This window comes from Micromonospora sp. 067-2, from assembly GCF_046549295.1.
Lineage (GTDB): Bacteria > Actinomycetota > Actinomycetes > Mycobacteriales > Micromonosporaceae > Micromonospora.
In genome coordinates, this window is the sequence record NZ_JAJPWB010000007.1 from 341,217 (window position 1) to 359,636 (window position 18,420).

Below are 18,420 nucleotides of genomic sequence, written 5' to 3' on the forward strand. Positions count from 1 at the left end.
TGGTCAGTAAATGCAGCACCAGGCGTTCTACCTGAGGGCGGGTGCGGTTCGGGCTGTGTCGTGTCCGGCTGGAGCGGCTTCAGCGACGGTCAGGTCCCCTCGACCCTGGTTGGTAGCACCGCGGTCAGGTCGAGCACCTCGATGGCGTGGGTCGACCCGAAGGCGTCGGTGAGAATGGCGGTGAACGCCTCATCACCGAGCCCGGCCCGCAGTTCGCGCAGCGCGTTCAGGTCGAGCGCCGCGTTCCTCGACCCGATCTGCCGGTCGATGGCCAGTGCCTCGACGATCAGCGGGATGCCCGCAGCGGGGTGGCCCTGCTTGACGCGTAGCTGCCCGATCGCCACCTGGTCCAGCGCCACCTCCTCCCAGTTGCCCTGCTCGCGGTCGATGCGCAGGCAGATCCGGTAACACCGCTCGGCCAGGACCTGGTCGCCGCGCAGGCCGGCCACCCGGCCGAGGTGGAAGGTGCTGTTGGAGACGCCCGGCCGGTTCCCGAGCCGTTCCTTGATCTCGATGGAGCGGCGGTAGAACCGGTCCGCGCCGGCGAGGTCCTCCTGCTCCTCGCAGACCCGGCCGAGCTGGTGCAGGACGATGGCCTGGTTGGGCTCGTGGCGTAGCGCGCGGTAGACCTCCAGCGCCTGCTCGTAGCGGGAGCGGGCCTCGGCCAGCTGGCGAGTCTCCAGGGCAGCCATGCCCAGGTCTTCGTGACATTTCGCGATCCCCGCCCGGTAGCCGGCGGCGGCGCAGATCGGCAACGCCCGGAGGAGGCACATCCGGGCGGTGCCGAACTCACCCGCCTGAGCGGCGGCGATGGCGAGCAGGACGTATCCGCTGCCGAGGGGGGTCGGGTGGTCATCCGGGAACTGGATCCGAAGGTACGCCCCGACCCGCTCGGCCCAGTGGGCCGCCCGCGCCGGGTCGAGGTGGCGGGCCAGCAGGTCGGCGAAGGACGCGGCGCCCAGTTCCAGGCGCTGCACGGCCAGCCACTCCAGGGCCGACTGATGCGGCGGCCCGTCGTCCCGGCCCATCGCGTTCAGGGTGTGTGGTACCGCCTCGACGACCCGCCCGAGGACGGTCAGGACATGGCCGAGCAGCTCGTCGCAGCGGCGCAGCAGCGCCGCCTCACCGAGGGCCGCGACTATCGTCCGGGCGCGAGCGAAGCAGCTCTCGGCGAATTCGAGATCACCCAGGTCGCGGGAGAGGTGACCGAGCAGCAGCGTGCACTCCGCGATGCGGCCGTTACTGCCGACCGTCTCGAAAATTCTCAGGGCAGCCCGGACGCGGGACTCGGCGGTGTCGTACGCGAAGCGAGCGAGGGCGATCCGCGCGAGCATCACCAGTCCGCTGCCCTGCTCGACCCGGACGCCCATCCGCTCGTAGGTAGCGATCGACACCTCGATGCACCGCTCCGCCTTCACGAGGTCCCGCGCTTCGAAGGCGAGCATGCCAATCTGGTGGTGGCTCGCCGCGATCCCGTCCAGGTCGTCGAGTTCCCGGGCGATCGCCAGCTCTTCCAGGTACCGCGTCATAGCCAGCTCGGCGTCGCCGTTGCCCCGGGCGATGCCGGCGAGCTGGTGCAGAGTTCTGGAGACAGCCCCGCGGTCGCCCAGTCGGCTCAGGATCGTCAACGCCTCCTGGTACAGCCGGTCCGCTGTCGCCCAGTCGCCCCGGTTGTCGGCGACCAGGCCCAGCTGGTGCAGGAGTTTGCCGATCCCGCTGTCGTCTCCGAGGCCCCGGTAGACGGCCAGCGCCGCCTGGTAGCGCTCCGTCGCCTGCGGGTATTCGCCCCGGTTGAGGTGCACGTCGCCGAGTCCCTTGAGGAAGCTCGCCGCGCGCACCGAGCCCGGCGGCGCCATCGGCAGGAGTTCCCTCCAGATCTTCTCCTCCCAGGCCCAGTGCCCGGCCGCGTGCAACTCCTGGCAGGCCAGCTCGGAGTAGGTGACGGCCTTGTCGGTGTCACCCGCCAGCAGGTGGTGGTATCGCGCCTCGAGGACCTGCCGGATGAAGTCGTGCTGGTCGGCGGTGGTCCGCGCCCGCCAGCCCCAGTAACGGCCCGCCCGGCGGTGTGCCTCGGTGACCGCGTCGCGGCCAGCGATTCGAAGCAGGCTCGTCGCCGTCCACCGGTGCACCATGTGGTCACCAGCTATCGGGGTGAGCAGCCCCAGGTGCGACAGAGTCTCGACCGCCTCGTCCAGCCCCGCCGACTCCGGCGGCGGGTCGTCGCCGTCCGCCGCGTCGGCGAGTTGCCAGGAGAGTCCGGTCCGGTCCACCGGGCTGCGATACACCGTCGAGCCGAGCAGTAACCGGCGGGCCGCCGGCGCGGCTTCCAGGTGGGCGAGCAGCCTGGGTAGCAGCACGTCCTCCGCCGCCAGTGCGCCGGCCTCGGCCAGCGGCGTGCCGATCCCCGTCGCCCTGGCGCCGTGACTGCCGCCGGCTGCCGCCAGTTGGCTGGTCACCTCGTCGGATCGGATGCTGCCGTCGCGCAGCAGACCGTCGAGGTATTCCAGCGCGCGCGGGTGGCCGCCCAGCCGGTGCCACACCCGCTGCTGTTCCGTCGGAGCCAGCCGGCCGACGCCTGGCAGCCGCCAGAGCAGCTTGCGGGTCTCCTGCCAGGAGAGCGGACCGAGGTGGTAGGGCTCGATGCCGGCGACCGGGAACGGGTGCCGGCTGGTCACGACCAGCTCGTGCCGGGTTGCCCAATCGGCGAGGAACGCGGCCAGGTCACCGTCGGCCAGCTGGTGCTCGGCGTCCAGGGCGTCCTCGGCGTTGTCGAGGACGAGCAGCAGCGGCGTGCCGCCGGCGCCACTCGCCGTCAGCCGTTGACGCCAGTCCCGGCCCGGCTCGGCGAGGGCGACGAGAAGGTGTCGTAGCGGGTCGTCCGAGGATGTCGCCGGCAGAGCACATCGGATCTCGACCTGGCGGCGAAGCTCGTCGAGGATCCCGTCGACAGTGGCGTCGCCGCTGGTCGCCACGACGATGCCGCCCGCGTCGTCAAACCGCTGCGCGAGTTCGGCGGCGAGGCTCGTCTTGCCGATCCCGCCGATGCCGTGCACGAGGATCCGCAGTTTGCCCCGGGACAGCCTGCGCAGGATCTCCCGCCGGCCCACGAAGTCCGTCGGAGCGCGTACCACGCCGTCCCCGACGACCGACTGACCTGGCGGCCCCGCGGCGGCCGCGGCGTCCCGTCCGCCGGCCAACCGCAACGCGGGGTCGGCCAGGAACAGCGTCGGCATCCACCACTCGGCGGAGGTCGGCGCCAGCTCTCGGCGTACGGCGGAGACCTCTGCCAGTAGTTCCGGCTCGTGGTGGGCGGCCAACCGCTCGTAGAGCCGGGCGCAGAATTCGATGGTGTACGCGTCGCTCACCGTGCCGTTCATCGCCAGGACCGCCGGCGCGCCCTGGGCCAGCAACGCGCCGGCAAGCCCGGGCAGTTCCCGCTGGCCCTGGCGGGCGGTCGAGCATCCGGCGAGCACGATCAACGGCACGGTCCGGCCCGTCGGCAGCACCTCGGTCAGCAGCCGTGCCGCGTCCACCCGGTCCTCCGCTCCGGTGGGGGTCTCCAGCAGCAGCGCGCCGGGACGCGCGTGGCAGGAGATGTGCAGGACGTGGAACGGCTCCTCGGTGAGAGCGGCGCGGATCGCAGCCGCGCTGCCCCACTCCAGGACGCGCACCCGCACTCCGTGCCGGTGCCCGGGTTCCACCGCGCTGAGGATCCGTCCGAGCTCCCGCTCGTGGTCCAGCAGCGGCTGGGTGGAGTCGTCCGGGCTCGCGATCGCCGCCAGCATCCGCAGCGGGCCGTCCACCCGGACCGCGGGCACCGCGGCCTCGGGGCCCGTCCGGCACACGTCGACGTCGGGGCGCAGCGCCAGCGGCAGGTCCTCGCCGGGCGGCACCAGGGTTTCCCACGGCAGGTCAGCCAGCGCCGGATCGGTCACCTCGATGCCAAGCCGGTGCCCGCCGGGCCGGGCCAGCTCCGCGCGTAGGGCCGCGCCGGGAGCGTCGAGGAAGCGGCGCCCGAGCGCGGCGCCGATCTCGTACGATAGCTCGACCGAGGGATCGCCGTGCAGCCGCCAGAGCAGATCGGCGGTGCGTTGGTCGGCCCGGCCCACCGGATGCCGCCACCGTTGAGCCCGGACAGCCACGACCACCTCGGTCGCGCTCACGGTCAGCCGGATCACAGACGCTCCCCGCGGTCGTCGGCAGACGACCCGATGCCGGGACGCCTTGCCGAACTGACCGATACTGTATCCATGGTTGACGATTCTGAGGAGCTCGCGCAGGTCAATGCCGTGCGGATCAACGAAGTCGGCGAGTTGGAGTTCTTCGACGGCCAGCGCTGGATGCCGTACACCGATCTGCCCGACGACGAGACCGGCCCGCTGGGTGTCGTCTTCCGCCACGACAACGGCCAATGATGGGAAAGCCGCCGACGGGCGGCGGAGAGATGGACGCGCTGCCGTCCCCTCTGGACTCGGTCGCGGACAGCCGGGCGACCGCGCGCTGGATCATCTCCTCGGCCGGCGCGGTGGGCGCGCTGCTGCTCGGCGCCGGCCCGCTGATCGCCGCGGGCAAGGTCACCGACTGGGTCCACGCGACGTGGGCCGGCAGCGGTCTGCTGGTGGCGCTGCTCGGTGTGGCCTGGGCGATCTGGCGGACCAGCGAGGTGCTCGTCCCGCCGATGACCACGCCGGCATCGCTCACCGGGCCGGAGCTGCGCGGGCTGCGCGAGCGGCTGCAGGCCGAGCCCTGGTACCACTTCGGGGGGTACGCCGACGACATCGACGGGCTGCTACGGCACCGCCGCATCGCCGCCGCGATCACCGGCCGCCTGCCGACGGCCCCGCCGGAGGAGCGGGTGGCATTGCGAGAAGGCCTCGCGGTCGCGCGTCGCAACATCGTCCGGACCGACCCGTACCTGCGGTGGCTGCTCAGCACCGCGCACGCCTGGCAGGTGCGGGAGACGTTGCGCCAGTCCCGCCGACAGACCTTCCTGGCCTGCGCGCTGGTGGTGTTCGGAGCGGTGGTGTTCATCGCCGCGACCGCTGGATAGCACGCGACCTCCACCTCGGCCGACATCGGTCATAGGTCGCCCCTGGCGTGGGCGCTCCGACTCCGGCCGTCCCGCCAGCCACGGTTCACAACCGGAGTTCCTCGGTGGCCCATCACCTGACGGGCACGCCACCACATCCGTGTGCAGGTTCAAGGCACAAGAAACTGCCGTTCCCGCAACTCGCTGTCCGGCTCCTCGCCCTCACCGCCGGCCCGCTGATCGACCTGAGGATTTCCGCCCGCGGGGCGCGCAGTCGCGGCCTCGCCAGAAACATGCAGCACCAGGTACGAAACCCGGCCGACCACGGCCCAGGTCCGGGACAGTCCAGCGGTGAGCTTATGAAGATCAAGAAGTGACATGACAACCTGCCCGAGTCAAGGAGTCCAACAGCGGCGCGCCAGACCTGGCATTCGTGTCGAGCAATGAGAAGAGGGCTTCCGCAAGTCTCTGACCTGCGGACACCCTCTCGCTGTCGGGACGGCCGGATTCGAACCGACGACCCCCCTGGCCGACGCGCAGCCGGTGAACTCGGCGGAGCCCCTCACCCCGCCCGAAGGGTGAGCAGGGTGATCTCACTCGGTGCGAAGATCCGGAACGGCGGACCCCAGAAGCCGGTCCCCCGACTCGTGTAGAGCTGGGTCCGGCCGTGCCTGGTGAGGCCCTGCACGACCGGCTGGTCGAGCCGGACCAGGTAATGGAACGGCCACATCTGGCCACCGTGGGTATGCCCGGACAGTTGCAGATCCACGCCAGCGGCCACCGCGTCTGCGATCTGCTTCGGCTGGTGCGCCAGCAGCAGCACGGGCAGCTCAGGATCGGTGCCGGCGAGGGCCGCGGCGTGGTCGGCCCGGTGGCCGGCGACGCCGGATGAGGCTGCGGTCACGTCGTCCACGCCGGCGACGACGAGCCGGGCGCCGTCGCGCTCCACCACGAGGTGCCGATTGTGCAGCGGCTCCCAGCCGAGAGCCCGCATGTGGTCGACCCAGCTCTGCGCCTCGCCGTAGTACTCGTGGTTACCCGTCACGTACACCCGAGCCAGCCGGGCCTGGACGGCGCCCAACGGCGCCGCCTGCGCCCGCCGCTGATCGACCGTGCCGTCGGCGATGTCGCCCGTGTGGCAGACGATGTCGGCGGCCAACCCGTTGACCACCTCGATGGTGCGGGCGGACCAGCGGGCCCGGTCGATCGGGCCGTAGTGGGTGTCGGTCAGCAGCACCACCCGGACCCCGTCGAGGCCGGCGTCCAGCCGGTCGAGAGTGACGTCCATCCGCCGCACCCGGGGCACCCGCATCGCCTCGGCGTACCCCCAGACGGCCAGGACGGCAGAGACGACCGCGGCGCCGACCGCCACGGAGCGGGACCGCACGGGATCGGCGATCCCCGCCGCGGCCAGTGGTAGCCGGGCCACGTTTCCGATCAACGCCCACACGAACAGGATCCACACCAGGCCGAGGAGTGTGTCCCCGGCACGGGCCGCCGCGTCCAGCCGCCGGCGGCCGTGCCCGAGATACATGAGGGCGGGGAACGCCAGCAGCGCGACGACGAACACCGCCGTGCCGGCGGCCACCACCGGCGCCGGCCACCGCGCCGCGACCGTCAACGTCCACCAGGGCAGCCCGAACAGCAACGCCAGGAGCGCAACCAGCGTCGCCCCGGACGCCAGCGCTCGCAGCGACCGTCGCGCTGGCCGCACCTGTACGGCGTCGCCTGCTGTCATCGTCGTCCTCCCGTCGGGGTCCGTGCAGCATGACACGAGGCGGGCCGGATCGACCACGCCCGGAAATCGGTACGGATCCGCGACTCGGACCCGTCGCCGCCGGCCGCGTCGGCCACCCGCCCGGCCGACTCCACCGGTGAGGTGCGCAGGGGTCACCGTCCGGGCCGGACAGCCCCGTTCGGCTGCGACGGCAGCAATGGTGTCGTCGGCGCACGAACGGCCGGGTACGGCTCGATTCCGCGACGACGGTGACCGCTTGCCGCGGTTCCGCTTCTGACTTCCTCTAGCCTTCAGTGTGCTTGCACCGGTGACCGTGGGCGCCGAGCGGCGGGGCCGCGCAGTCCAGTCCGACTGCGGCGTTGGGCCATCAGACCAACGGACCGCTGTCAAGATCGGGCGCACGGATCTGCCCCAGACAGCGCGCTCACCGGGCAGCATGGCGGCGCCGTCTGTGCAGCCGGACGAACCGCCACGCACAGTCAGCGACCGCCGGTCCCTGATCCCTTCCTCGGACGGTGTCCTGCCTGGCATCGCGCTAGTCTGCCGCCCACCGGGCGTTGAGTGACGGACGGGCGGGGTGCTCCACGCGTGGTCTTCTCGACGGGAGGCAGGGGGGCGCTTCTCCCCTGTAGTCGGGATCGGACCAGCGAATCGGCGCCGCCAAGTACGGAGGTGCGTCGTCGATAAGCTGCGCTCTCTGGGCATTGGAGGGTGAGAGTGTGCGGAAAGTAGTTGTCATCGCGGACCCCGGCGTGTTCGACGCTTGGGGCGCTAGTGGCAAGCCTTCGCCAGATCCGGACGGGTTCCCTATGGTGTTGGAGCCTGTATCGAAGTCGTCGAGGGCCTGATGCAAGGCGTTCCGGCCTCGCTGGCCTAACTCCGGCAAGACCAACCCCTAATCTGTCGCCATGACGGCGAGCCATGGAGTCATCGATCTGGATATGCCTGGAGCTGAGGCTGGTGGCTCGGATGAGGGCTGTTTCGCCGGAGCCCGGCTGGGGAGAAAGGGTGCTGTCTACCTGTCCGTCGCCTTGGTAGTCGGTATGGCGCTCGGCGGCGTCAGCGGTGCCAAGATATGGATATCCCGCGAGGAACAGACCAGGGCCAACACTGTCGCGCTGGTGGCCTTGCCAGGCAAACGCGGGTGTTCGACCAGGTGGTGGCGTCGTTGGCTCAGCCTCGGTGGCCACCGACCTCAACTATCCCGCCGGTGACCGCCGACCCACCCATCCAGCACAAGACCCAGAAATAATCACCAGCGACCCCCACATGACACATGATTCTGATCTATTCGTAGGGGTCGGTCGGTGCCGTGACCTGCTGCCAGGACTCGACGTCGAGGTAGGGAATCTCCTCGCCGTTGACAGGATCGCGGGTGACCCGGCCGCTGTAACGGCCGGTGGCCTGGACCCATGTGTCGTTAGCGAGGCCGGCGGGCACGTCACCGGTTAGACCGAGCTTGACGGGCCGGCTGTCGGCGGCGCAGCACGAAAGGATCATGCGGGCGAGGATCGGCTGGCCGCCAGGCCCGGGCGTGATGAATCCGGTGAGTTGCACCCGGCGGTCGCCGATCGAGCGGCCTTTGTCGAACAGCGCCCGGGCGGCGTAATCGAAGACCGTCGTGCGGGCCGGGTCACCGGCGGGCAGAGGTGGGTAGTCGTAGTCCTGCTCGCTTGTCAGTGCGGTGCCGGCCTGCCCGGCGGCGTAGGAGCCGAGGGCGGGCGGAGCGACGAGCAGAAGGCCCAGCACGGGAAGGATCAGCAGCCATGCGACGCGCGGCTCGTGGTGGCCGTGGGCGTCCTCACCATGTTCCTGGCCCGCATCCGGTACTTCACCAGCAGGCTCTGCGTCCGTGGACGGGGGTGCCGGCCGCAGTTCGTACCAGAGGGTCATCACGGCGGTGGCGATCAGCAAAAGGCTGGCCGCGATGAGGAAGGGCCGCAGGCCTTCCTTGACGTAGCGCAGGTAGATGTCGGTGACGCTGACGCGCAGGACCGCGCCGCCGAGGAGAATCATGACGCAGGCCTGCGCTTGACGGTTCACAGCAGCACCGTTCCGGTGATCACAGCGACCGCGACGGCGACCGCGAAGGTGGCGGGGGCGAAGCGGGCGGCGAAGCGGCGGCCGAAGATCGCGGCCTGCATGGAGATGAGCTTGAGGTCGACCATCGGCCCGACCACGAGGAACGCCAACCGTGAGGTGAGGGAGAACTGCGACAGCGACGCGGCGACGAAGGCGTCCGCCTCGGAGCAGATGGACAGCAGCACGGCGAGGGCGCCGAGGGCGAGAACGGAGAGCACCGGCTGGTCGGCCAGTGTCTGCAGCCACCGTTCGGGTACGAGGACGTTGATGCTGGCAGCGGCCATGGCCCCGACCACGAGAAAGCCGCCGGCGTGGACGACGTCGTGGCGCACGGCAGACCAGAACGCCTCCCCGCGCCGGAGTCCTTCAAGGTTGGGTCGGTGCGGTAGCCGAATCCAGTCGGCGCGGCCCAGGCGCAGCCACAGCCAACCCATGGCCATCGCGACTATGAGGCTGGCCACGGCCCGGCCGAGGACCATTTCGGGATCGTTGGGAAAGGCAATCGCGGTGGCGGTGAGCACGATCGGGTTGATGGCCGGCGCGGCGAGCAAGAACGCCAGGGCCGCGGCGGGTGTGACGCCCCGGCGGATCAGCGAGCCGGCGATGGGCACCGCACCACATTCGCAGCCCGGCAGGACGACGCCGGCGGCGCTGGCCACGGGCACGGCGAGGGCGGGATGCTTCGGCAGGGCCCGGCCCCAGAACGACCGGGGTACAAACACCGCGATCACGGCAGAGAGAAGTACCCCAAATACCAGGAAGGGGACCGCCTGCACCAGCACGGAGACGAAGACGGTCGTCCAGGTCGCCAGGGCCGGCGCGGACAGTACGCGAGCCAGCTGATCACGTAGGACGAGGAGCACGATCAGCAGCGCCAACAGCACTTCGGCCGAGTCCGCCCGGCCGGTGATCCATCCCCAGACCCTGCGGCCGAGTGGCTCGTCCGGCGCGGGCCCGTTCGGAAGGGGCTTGCTCGTTGCGGCAGTCGTCTTCTGGGTGGTTGCGGTGGCGCGCTCGGTTGCGGTCACACCGGCTCCGTTCCTGTCGGCGCCGGCAGAACCGGGTACGCCTGATGATCACTGGGCGCCTGAGGCCCGGCTCATCGTATCGAGCAACTCCGGCGTGCAGGGGCTGTTACGCCGGCACAGCCGCTGGTGGACGAGGTGCACGCCGGAAAGGTGCGCGGCGTGCACGTTCAGCCGAACGTGGCCGTGCGCACCGGCCCACGCGCCAACATCCCCAACAGCGCCGCAGAAAGACAGTACGAAGCGCCCGTCGGCGTCGTCAGTGGTGTCGTCGGGGTGCTGCTCTCCACCGCCTACCCGGTCGCCGCGGGTGTGGCCATACCCCGAGCGCAACCGCTGTCCTACTGCTGTCGCTCGCCGCCGCCTGGGCACCAAAACACGACCTTCCGCACCGCCCGCGCAATCGGCGTCGCAACGTTCATGACCGAGCCCGTTCACGCCGAGGCGATGACGACCAGCGGCCGATCACGGTGAGCTCGACGCCATAGTCGAACAGCACCGCACCCGTGCTCAATGCGTGGCGGATGATCTCCGCGGCGATCGACGCCGTCGTCCGCGATGGCCCACCCGCTGCACCTGCGCATCCTCGTCCGGCTCTCGGTTCCACCTCGTGACCGCCCGCTTATCGCTGCGTCCTTCCCGATCAAGAGATGGACGCGGAAGTCCTGTGATCGCGACCGGCTCGTTGCCCCAACCTCGCACCGGCGGTACGGCACTCCAGACCGGCCCAGCGTAATGATCGATTTCATACTTCGATCAGCGGTAACCACACGAAGCGGTCACGCTCGCTGCCAGCGCGGACGGCGGTCGGGTCGGTTGTCGGTGAGCTGCTGCCCGCCGGGGCGCCGCCACCGTTTGGTCAGCAGGCCATGGTGCGGCGCGAATAGCCAGACGGTTAGGAAGACCGCAGTGGCGACCAAGACGATCGTGCCACCGACCGGTGTGTCGTAGCTCCAGGACAGGTACAACCCGACGATCGCCGACACACCGCCGATCATCGGTGCGAGCAGCATCATGACGCCAAGCCGGTCGGTGAGCAGACGAGCGGCCGCGGCGGGGGTGATCAGCAGAGCCAGGACAAGGATGTTGCCGATGGTCTGCAGTGAGATCACCACGGCTAGGGTCACCAGGACGTAGAGCACGATGTCGAGCCAGAAGACGGACAGCCCCATTGAGCGGGACATCTCCCGGTCCAGGCAGACCGCGACGAATTCCTTGTGCAGGGCGAGCACCAGGCCGAGGATGACCAGGCCGACTCCCCCGACGAGATAGAGGTCCCGGTCGGGGATGCCGGTGATCGAGCCGAAGAGGAACTGCTGCAGCGACCCCGCATAACCGGGGGCCTGCGAGATGATGACGATGCCGAGGGCGAAGGCAGCGACGAGGAACACACCGATCAGCGAGTCCTCCTTGACGCGCCGGTTTTGCGAGAAGACTGCTATCAGTAGCGCGGTCGCGATGCCGGCGATGGCGCCGCCAAGGACGAGGCTTCCCTGCAGGACAAACGCGACAGCGATGCCAGGAAAGACCGCGTGCGCAACGGCATCACCGATGAAGGCCATCCCCCGCAGCACGACGTAGCAGCCCACGACGCCGCAGACGACGCTGGACATGACCGCGATCGCCAGCGCCTTCGGCAGGAACGCGAGGTCAGGGTTGAGCAGGTCGGTGATGAAATCCCAGATCGACATTAGGCCGCCTTTATGAGCTTCAACAACGGGGACGACGCGCTCACCCCGAAAGTGCGCCTCCACAGCTCGACGTCCTGCACGTCGGCGGGAGGCCCATCGGCGATGATCCGACCATTGAGTAGAACCAGCCGAGTGCAGGACTCCACTGCGGCCACCAGATCGTGGGTGGTCATCAGCACCGCACGACCCTCTCCCGCGAGACTGGTAAACAGGTCGCCCAGCAGTTCCTGGGTCGGCATGTCAAGCCCGGTGAACGGCTCGTCAAGGAGGAGGATGCCCGGCGCGAGCGCGAGAGCCCGCGCGACCAGAACGCGCTGCCGCTGCCCACCGGACAGCTCACCGACCGGCCGGCGCTGCAGCTGAGTGAGCTGTACCCGATCCAGCGCCTCACCGACTGCTCGCCGGTCGTCGACGGCGGGTCTGCGGAGCAGTCCGATCCGCCCGGTACGGCCGCTCAGTACGGCCTGCTCTACGGAGATCGGAAAGTCCCATGTGAACTCGTGACGCTGAGGAACATAGCCAATTGCGGACCTTCCGGGACGTGCCTGTTTTCCCTCTACCAGTACTCGGCCACCTCGGATGCGGATCAGCGCCAGAGCAGCCCGCAGCAGGGTGGTCTTCCCGGCGCCGTTGGGACCGAGCAAACCCACCAACTCACCTCGCTCAAGGTGCAACCGCACGTCGCGCAACACAGGCCGACCGCCGAGGTCGACGTCCAACTGCTCGATCTCCAATGCCCTCATCGGGGTCCCTCCGACAGCGGCGAGTTCCGTTGCCGTTCGGCTCGCCCCTTCACGCGCCGTCCCCGCACCAGGAGGAACACCAGGCCACCGGCGAGCAGCACGGCGGCACCGGTCAGCGTCGCGAGCGGCAGCTTCCCGTCACCGGCGGATGAGCCGCGGGCTCCGCCTCGGTCTGCACGTGTTTCGGCCAGAGCAGACGGTTGGGCAACGTCCGTCCTGGCGGCAAACGCGTCGTCGGCACTGGCCGCGTCGCCCACCGCGAAGCGCAGCGTGCTGGTCGTCGAGGCCTTCTCCCCCGTGATCAGGTCGGCAGAGACCTGCAGCGTGACCAGATAGATCCCTGGCTCGGTGAAGACCCAGTTGGCGTGGGTGTGGCTGTTGACCTCGGCCCAAAAGGACTGCACCTTTTCCTCGGTGGATCGCCACAACGGTTGCGGCCCGGTGAAGTTGCCCGACTGCAGGTACATCGTCAGGCGGCCGGGCCCTCGCACGCCGAGCAGGGTCAGGGTGGCGCCTCGGTCGACGCCTTGCATGACCCGGGGATCCTGCGTGTTCCAGCCGAGCCAGACGACGTTCTGGTTCTGCGTCTGTGGGATCACGTACACCCGTTTGCCGGCTCCGACCCCGAGGAACGCGTACGCCGGGTCGTCCGGAACGGTTTGCATCGCGGCGTCGGACACGCGCAGCAGGGTCTCGTTCGGGTCGCGCCACACGGGCTCGGACTGGGTGCCGTCGTGCAGCAATAGACTCCACCGGTTGTCGACGTAGCGAGGGCCGATGTCGACGTGGCCGGTGGTGAGTGTCGTCCGCCCTCTGGCGAGAGGTTGGTCCGCCGCGATCGATTGCTCGAGGCCTGGTGTCGGCTCCGCGAACGCAGGCGTCTGTGCGGTCGAAAGGACGATGAGCACGCCGAGCGCGCTCTGCGTGATGGCGCAGATCGCGCGGGCGCGGCATCGCAGTCCTCGTGCCGTCACTGGTCCTCCTTCACTCTGCCGCGCTCAGGCAGTCGCGCAGCGATACGGCGTTGAACCGCATCATGTCCAGGTAGTTGGTGACCGTGCGGTCGAAGGTGTCGCCGTAGATCGGGCACACACGCAGGCCTTCCTCCTGGGCCAGTTCGGTCAGGACCGTGGCGCGTGCCGCCAGGTTCGGTTCCAGGAAGACGGCAGGGATCTGCAGGTTGCGGATCGTCTCGGTGAGACGGCGGCGGTCGGCGAGGCTCGGCTCGGTGGCCGGGTTCGGGGTGACGAAGCCCGAGATCTGAATGCCGTACGCCTGGCCCAGATAGCCAAACGCGTCATGGGTGCTCACCAGATGACGTCGGAACGCTGGAATCTGCGCGATGGTGTCCCGCACGTACGAGTCAAGCTTCTCCAAATCTCTGATGTAGGCCGCAGCGTTCGCCCGGTACATCGCCGCGGCCCCCGGGTCGACACCGATCAGAGTGTCGCGGATCAGCTCCACATAGGAGATCGCGTTGCGAACGTTCTGCCATAGGTGCGGGTCGATCTCACCGTGCACGTGCTTGCCGAGAACGGCTTGCGGGAGCTGGTACACCTGAGTGCCGGGCCGGCCGAGGAAGCGAAGCCTCCGGTCGCCGGGCACCTCCAACAGCGCCTTGCTCGGCACCTCGATGACGGTGCTGGCCGGGTCGTACACCTTCTGGTTGGCCTCACCGCTGCCCTCCGGGTCGGCGAACAGGTAGAGCCGCCGCTCGTCGAGATCCACGGTGAGGTCGGCGTGTCCGGATCGCAGCACCGTCGCGCCCGTCATACCCGGCACCGCATGCGGGTCCACCCCGACGGCGAAGGTGAACGCCCGCTCGCCCAGGGCAATGGGGGCGGTCCCCGCGCCGACGGCCAGCCGCGCCCGCATGGTCAGTCGGTAGACGCCCGGTCTCGTGAATGCCCAGCTCATGTGGGTGTGCGCGTCCGGCGGGAGGACGGCGGTGTCGTCCCGGTATCCGTTGGCGGGGTCGAAGCCGTCGGCCGAGTCGACGTAGAAGGACGGGTTGCCGAACGACTCGGTCAGATAGGCGAGCATCCGACCCGGTCCGCTCGCCTCGGTCGCGCTGAGCAACACATCGGAGGAGCGGTTCGCTCCGTCTGCCGCACCAGTGCCGCGCACGCGCATGCCCAACCAGATGGTGTCCAGTGACACGTCCTCGACCAACGGAATGATCTCTGCCGCGTACTTCACCGCCCCTTCGGCCAGCGAGACGTTCGGTACCCCGTCGCGCAGGTTGGCGTCCAGTGCCTTGATCACGGCCTGCTCCTCGAGAAGCAGGTAGTTGCTGAAGGCGACGTCGGCGTAAACGACGTCGCGGACGTCGCGCAGCGACGGCTCATAGCTGTGCGGATCAGCCCCGTCCGGCACCAAGGAGCTGACGACCACGCGGCCACCACCGACCTGACTCACCAGATCCCGCAGAATCCCGGTGGTCGTGATCACCTGCACCCGCTCGTCGTGCGCGCCCAATGCAACCTCCGAGCGGCAACCGGAGATCAGCAACACGACCAGCAGAGGCAGGGCCGCCAGCGGCAGCCGCCGGCCAGGCCTGCGAGCCGCAGTGGCGCCGACAGTAGACATCGGTACTCTGCCCCTCCCCCGGATAGTTCGACCCAACGGCTGACGCTGTGCTTCTCGAACGCTCGCACCGCAGGGCACCCTAACACACTAATGGCAACGATTATCAGATTCATTTGTCGTCAGTGGCTCCCCCGTCGGTGTGGCAGTGTTGTCGGCGACATAGACGGAGCCCTCGATTCCGCTGTTCTGGCAGCCACACGGTCGAGTGCACATGCCTGTCGGGTCACCGGAGCCCCACGCCCCGGCTGTGCGCGGCTCGGGCAACGATTGCGGCTGGTCCGCCGGCTTGCGTGTTGCCAACGCAATCAACGCGGCAACGAACGCCGGACCCCGGACAGCGAATCTGAGTGAGCATCCAGCTGCCGTCAGGCCACAACACCCGCTCGTACGCCCGCAACGCCAACTAGGGGCTCGGACAGCGGCAAGGCGACCAGACCAGTCAGCGCAACGTCGAACTCCTCGGCGCGGGAAACTGGCCGCAGGGCGTGGTTAACCCACAGAGTGACGTCGACGGTGCGAAGGCCAGTAGCGGCCCATCCCGCCTCGCCCCTACGCCCCTACGCCCCTGGGCAGAAGGCCAGGACAGGCGCGGAGCGGGATGGGCGCGTCCCGCCGTACACGTGATCAGCGGACTGCTGGTTGATCACCCTCTATGACGCTACGGCGCCGACGCACCGAACCGACGACGATCAGCGCAATGCCGCTGATGACCAACCCTCCGCCGCCGAACAGGGGGAAGCGCAGGGAGTCGCCTGTGCGTGGTAGGGCGCCGCCTCGCCCCGTTCCACAACCCGTCATGACGGTCCGGGTGGTTGGCGCTGTCGTGGGCAGCAACGCCTTGGCATCGGTCGCTCCGACGGCGAAGGTGACCACGTCGGTCCGGCTCGACGTTGTTCCGGAAGCGAGCGTGACGGACTGGCTGAACGTCAGACGATAGGCGCCGCGTTGGGTGAAGACCCAATTGCCGTGGGCGTGGGTGCCCAACGGAATCTGGTACGTGTCGGGCAGGCCGTCCTTGCTGTCGAAGACGATCGTAGGCTTGCCAAATGGGTCGTACTGGAAAATGGCCAGCGATCCGGGGCCGTCGACCTTGGTAAGCTTCCAGGTCACCTGACCCTTGACCTGCGCGGAGCGGATCTCCTCGGTGTTCCAGCCGGCCCAGAGGATCCCGGCCTGCTGGGTCTGCGGGATCTGCCAGATTGTCGAACCCTGAGGGCCCAGGAAGCCGAACCCGGCCGGCACCTTTGTGGACGCCTTGTCCGGCAGGTGGAACACCACATCAGAGGGCGCTCGCCAGACTGTCTTGCCGGCCTGCGTGCCGTCTTTGATCTGCGAGACGAGCCGACCGTCGACGATCCGGCTCGCGTAGTCGACGTGCCCCTGGTCGAGCATGACGCCCGCGCTTCTGCCGGTACCGGGCACCCTGGTGGTCGATGCCGTCGGCACGCACGGGCTTGGGCGCGCCGAGGCCGAGCCCTTCGTGACGGACGGCTCCGGGGTCGGTCGGGTCTGTGCCGGCGGCACCACCGGCGTCGACGCCTCGCTCGGTCGAGAGGTCACGCTGGCGGTCGGTGTCGCCGTGGCGATCGGAGTCGGCGTGGCCGTCGGGGTCGGCGTGGCGGTCGGGGTTGGTGGTGGTGTGCCACCTGGCGGACCGTCCGGGACCTGATAGTCGAGGGCCGGAGCTACCGATGGCGCGTATCGATTTCGGTAGGTCGGGATGTAACGAGCCGACAGGGCGTGCGCACCCGGGCCGAGGGACGGCGTGGCCAGTGCCGCTTGACCCGCGGCGACCACGGAGTTGCCGAGACTCGTCTTTCCGTCGAGGAACTCGATCCAGCCGGTCGCCGTGGACGGGACGACGGAGGCACTCAGCGTCACCGGCGCGCCGGCTGACGCCGGGTCCGGCGATGCCGTAAGGCTCGTGCCGGTCGTCTCGGGGACGATGTCGGCAGCGGTGTCGCCGCCGACGTACCAGGCGTAGTCCACCGGGCCCGAGCTGACCTGGCTGCCACCGGAGGTCGTCGCGGTGGCCTCGAAGGTCAAGGTGTACCAGCCCGGCGCACCGAAGGCCCAGTTGCTGTGGACATGGGTGCTGACCGGGATCCGGTAGGTGTCGTAGGCCCCGTCGCTGGCGCTCAGCCGCCGCAGCGGCGACCCATCCGGGCCGAGGGAGAAGACCTCCACAACGCCCGGCCCGCGCACCGACCGCAGGTGCAGATCGACGGCGTCGTCGGCGAAGCTGCCCGGCAACAGACCCTCGGTGTCGAAGCCCGGCCAGAGCAGTGACGGATCCTGCGTCTCCGGAACGAGCCAGACGGTCGACCCCGCTGCTCCGAGGAATGCGAAGCCTTCGGGAACCTCGGTCGCGGCAGCCTGCTTGATCTGGAAGATCAGGTGGTCCGGATCGTCGTACTCGAAGGGTTCGTAGCCGATCCGGGTCTGCAGCGACAGCTTGTCGTCGGTCCAGCGCACATCGACCGCGTCGGTGTGCACGTCATTGAGGACACGTCGTTCCTGGCTGGCCGGCGCCTCGGCTCGTGCGGCGCTCGTACCGACCGCGCTGGTCATCAGTGCCATGCCCAGCACGATGATCGCCGCGCCCCACCGGGTGGACGTTCGTCTCGTCATTGGCGGTATCTCATTTCCCCCGGAATTCCGGGCGCGTTGCCGTGGAGCCCGTCGCCGCAGTCCGCGACGAACGGGCGCGGTGACCGCCCGGAGCGCTACGAACAGTCAGAGGTGGTGCGGGATGGTTGATCGCCCGGTCAGGGTGGCCGGGAGCTTCCCGGGCCACCCTGACCTGCTGACCGCTTTGCCGGGGCTAGCCGACCTGGAAGGTGTAGGTGACGTTGCCCGAGCTGGGGCCGGCGCCGTTGCCGGCCGTCGCTCTGAAGGTCAGGGTGTAGGTGCCGACCTGGGAGAACGCCCAGTTGCCGTGACCGTGCACCCCGGCTCCGATGCCGCCGGACCAGACGGGTGTCGCGCAACCGGCGGCGGTGTTGCTGTTCAGCCGGAACGTCGGCACCACCGTCAGGCCACTCGTCGCGGTGGTGTAGAGCGCGAAACGCCCGCCAGCGGGAGACGACACGGCGCTCACCAACTCCATCTTCACCGGCCCCTGCGCCGCGGGGACGTCGGTGCTGTCCCAGCCGGCGTAGAGCTTGTTGGCGTCGTACGCCTGCGGAGCGACATAGAACGTCGATCCGGCGGCGCCGAGACAGGACCAGGCTGCGCCAGAAGGCACGGTGCTGGTCCACGACGACGAGACTCTGAGAACCGTCCCGACCGGGGACAGGTCGTCGGTGACCGGGCTGATCGGTGAATGCGTCTTGATGTCCAGCGTCAGCGCCCCGGCGTCGTAGTCGACGTCGAGCACATCGAGGTGCCCGGAGCTGATCGTCGCCGCGGAGGCCGGTGCGGCGAGAAGGCCAACCGTTGCGAGCGTGGCAGCCACCGTAACCGCGAACATCCTGCCCACGAGCATCGCAGCTCCTCGACAACGCTGTCCGGTGGATGCGGC

General features: G+C 69.3%; 13 protein-coding genes. 3 read left to right on the forward strand and 10 right to left on the reverse strand.

The genetic code is table 11. The annotated features are described in order from the left end of the window. Positions 1-89 precede the first annotated feature (89 nt). Complete coding sequence (locus tag ACLJN9_RS19170) at positions 90-4,178, reverse strand: tetratricopeptide repeat protein (protein ID WP_410812792.1); 4,089 nt, start codon at positions 4,176-4,178, stop codon at positions 90-92. A gap of 72 nt (positions 4,179-4,250) precedes the next feature. Here ACLJN9_RS19170 and ACLJN9_RS19175 point away from each other — a divergent pair, with 72 nt between their 5' ends. Together ACLJN9_RS19175 and ACLJN9_RS19180 are read left to right on the forward strand one after the other, a co-directional pair. Further along, positions 4,251-4,415, forward strand: coding sequence for a hypothetical protein (locus tag ACLJN9_RS19175; RefSeq protein WP_410812793.1), 165 nt, complete (start codon positions 4,251-4,253; stop codon positions 4,413-4,415). 29 nt (positions 4,416-4,444) lie between these two features. Further along, positions 4,445-5,050, forward strand: a complete 606-nt coding sequence (locus ACLJN9_RS19180) for a hypothetical protein (protein WP_410812794.1) — start codon at positions 4,445-4,447, stop codon at positions 5,048-5,050. A gap of 541 nt (positions 5,051-5,591) precedes the next feature. Here the strand turns inward: ACLJN9_RS19180 and ACLJN9_RS19185 are convergent. The 3 genes from ACLJN9_RS19185 to ACLJN9_RS19195 all read right to left on the reverse strand — a co-directional run bounded on the left by ACLJN9_RS19185 (position 5,592) and on the right by ACLJN9_RS19195 (position 9,760). Next, positions 5,592-6,767, reverse strand: a complete 1,176-nt coding sequence (locus ACLJN9_RS19185; RefSeq protein WP_410812795.1) for a metallophosphoesterase — start codon at positions 6,765-6,767, stop codon at positions 5,592-5,594. Between the two features lie 1,287 nt (positions 6,768-8,054). Beyond that, complete coding sequence (locus tag ACLJN9_RS19190) at positions 8,055-8,810, reverse strand: TIGR03943 family putative permease subunit (protein ID WP_410812796.1); 756 nt, start codon at positions 8,808-8,810, stop codon at positions 8,055-8,057. After that, positions 8,807-9,760, reverse strand: a complete 954-nt coding sequence (locus ACLJN9_RS19195; protein ID WP_410812909.1) for a permease — start codon at positions 9,758-9,760, stop codon at positions 8,807-8,809. The genes ACLJN9_RS19190 and ACLJN9_RS19195 overlap by 4 nt, the downstream gene beginning before the upstream one ends. Positions 9,761-10,003: 243 nt before the next feature. On the opposite strand from ACLJN9_RS19195, the gene ACLJN9_RS19200 reads away from it, so the two are divergent. Beyond that, positions 10,004-10,348 (forward strand): hypothetical protein, encoded by a 345-nt coding sequence (locus ACLJN9_RS19200; RefSeq protein WP_410812797.1) that lies wholly within the window; start codon positions 10,004-10,006, stop codon positions 10,346-10,348. Between the two features lie 305 nt (positions 10,349-10,653). On the opposite strand, the gene ACLJN9_RS19205 is transcribed toward ACLJN9_RS19200, so the two are convergent. The 6 genes from ACLJN9_RS19205 to ACLJN9_RS19230 all read right to left on the reverse strand — a co-directional run bounded on the left by ACLJN9_RS19205 (position 10,654) and on the right by ACLJN9_RS19230 (position 18,384). Beyond that, on the reverse strand, positions 10,654-11,565 hold the full coding sequence (locus ACLJN9_RS19205) for an anchored repeat-type ABC transporter permease subunit (RefSeq protein WP_410812910.1): 912 nt from the start codon (positions 11,563-11,565) through the stop codon (positions 10,654-10,656). Next, on the reverse strand, positions 11,565-12,308 hold the full coding sequence (locus tag ACLJN9_RS19210; RefSeq protein WP_410812798.1) for an anchored repeat-type ABC transporter ATP-binding subunit: 744 nt from the start codon (positions 12,306-12,308) through the stop codon (positions 11,565-11,567). The genes ACLJN9_RS19205 and ACLJN9_RS19210 overlap by 1 nt, the downstream gene beginning before the upstream one ends. Then, complete coding sequence (locus tag ACLJN9_RS19215) at positions 12,305-13,282, reverse strand: choice-of-anchor M domain-containing protein (protein WP_410812799.1); 978 nt, start codon at positions 13,280-13,282, stop codon at positions 12,305-12,307. Before ACLJN9_RS19215 ends, ACLJN9_RS19210 begins: the two co-directional genes overlap by 4 nt. Positions 13,283-13,292: 10 nt before the next feature. Further along, on the reverse strand, positions 13,293-14,897 hold the full coding sequence (locus tag ACLJN9_RS19220) for an anchored repeat ABC transporter, substrate-binding protein (protein ID WP_410812800.1): 1,605 nt from the start codon (positions 14,895-14,897) through the stop codon (positions 13,293-13,295). Between the two features lie 624 nt (positions 14,898-15,521). Continuing rightward, positions 15,522-17,528, reverse strand: a complete 2,007-nt coding sequence (locus ACLJN9_RS19225; RefSeq protein ID WP_410812801.1) for a TIGR03773 family transporter-associated surface protein — start codon at positions 17,526-17,528, stop codon at positions 15,522-15,524. 193 nt (positions 17,529-17,721) lie between these two features. Next, positions 17,722-18,384, reverse strand: coding sequence for a choice-of-anchor M domain-containing protein (locus ACLJN9_RS19230; RefSeq protein ID WP_410812802.1), 663 nt, complete (start codon positions 18,382-18,384; stop codon positions 17,722-17,724). Positions 18,385-18,420 lie beyond the last annotated feature (36 nt).

Excerpts from the sequence above, each read along its gene's own strand:
- ACLJN9_RS19220 (WP_410812800.1), bottom strand. The coding sequence starts at position 14,897 with ATGTCTACTGTCGGCGCCACTGCGGCTCGCAGGCCTGGCCGGCGGCTG.
- ACLJN9_RS19210 (WP_410812798.1), bottom strand. The coding sequence starts at position 12,308 with ATGAGGGCATTGGAGATCGAGCAGTTGGACGTCGACCTCGGCGGTCGG.
- ACLJN9_RS19175 (WP_410812793.1), top strand. The coding sequence starts at position 4,251 with ATGGTTGACGATTCTGAGGAGCTCGCGCAGGTCAATGCCGTGCGGATC.
- ACLJN9_RS19225 (WP_410812801.1), bottom strand. The coding sequence starts at position 17,528 with ATGACGAGACGAACGTCCACCCGGTGGGGCGCGGCGATCATCGTGCTG.
- ACLJN9_RS19205 (WP_410812910.1), bottom strand. The coding sequence starts at position 11,565 with ATGTCGATCTGGGATTTCATCACCGACCTGCTCAACCCTGACCTCGCG.
- ACLJN9_RS19230 (WP_410812802.1), bottom strand. The coding sequence starts at position 18,384 with ATGCTCGTGGGCAGGATGTTCGCGGTTACGGTGGCTGCCACGCTCGCA.
- ACLJN9_RS19185 (WP_410812795.1), bottom strand. The coding sequence starts at position 6,767 with ATGACAGCAGGCGACGCCGTACAGGTGCGGCCAGCGCGACGGTCGCTG.
- ACLJN9_RS19180 (WP_410812794.1), top strand. The coding sequence starts at position 4,445 with ATGGACGCGCTGCCGTCCCCTCTGGACTCGGTCGCGGACAGCCGGGCG.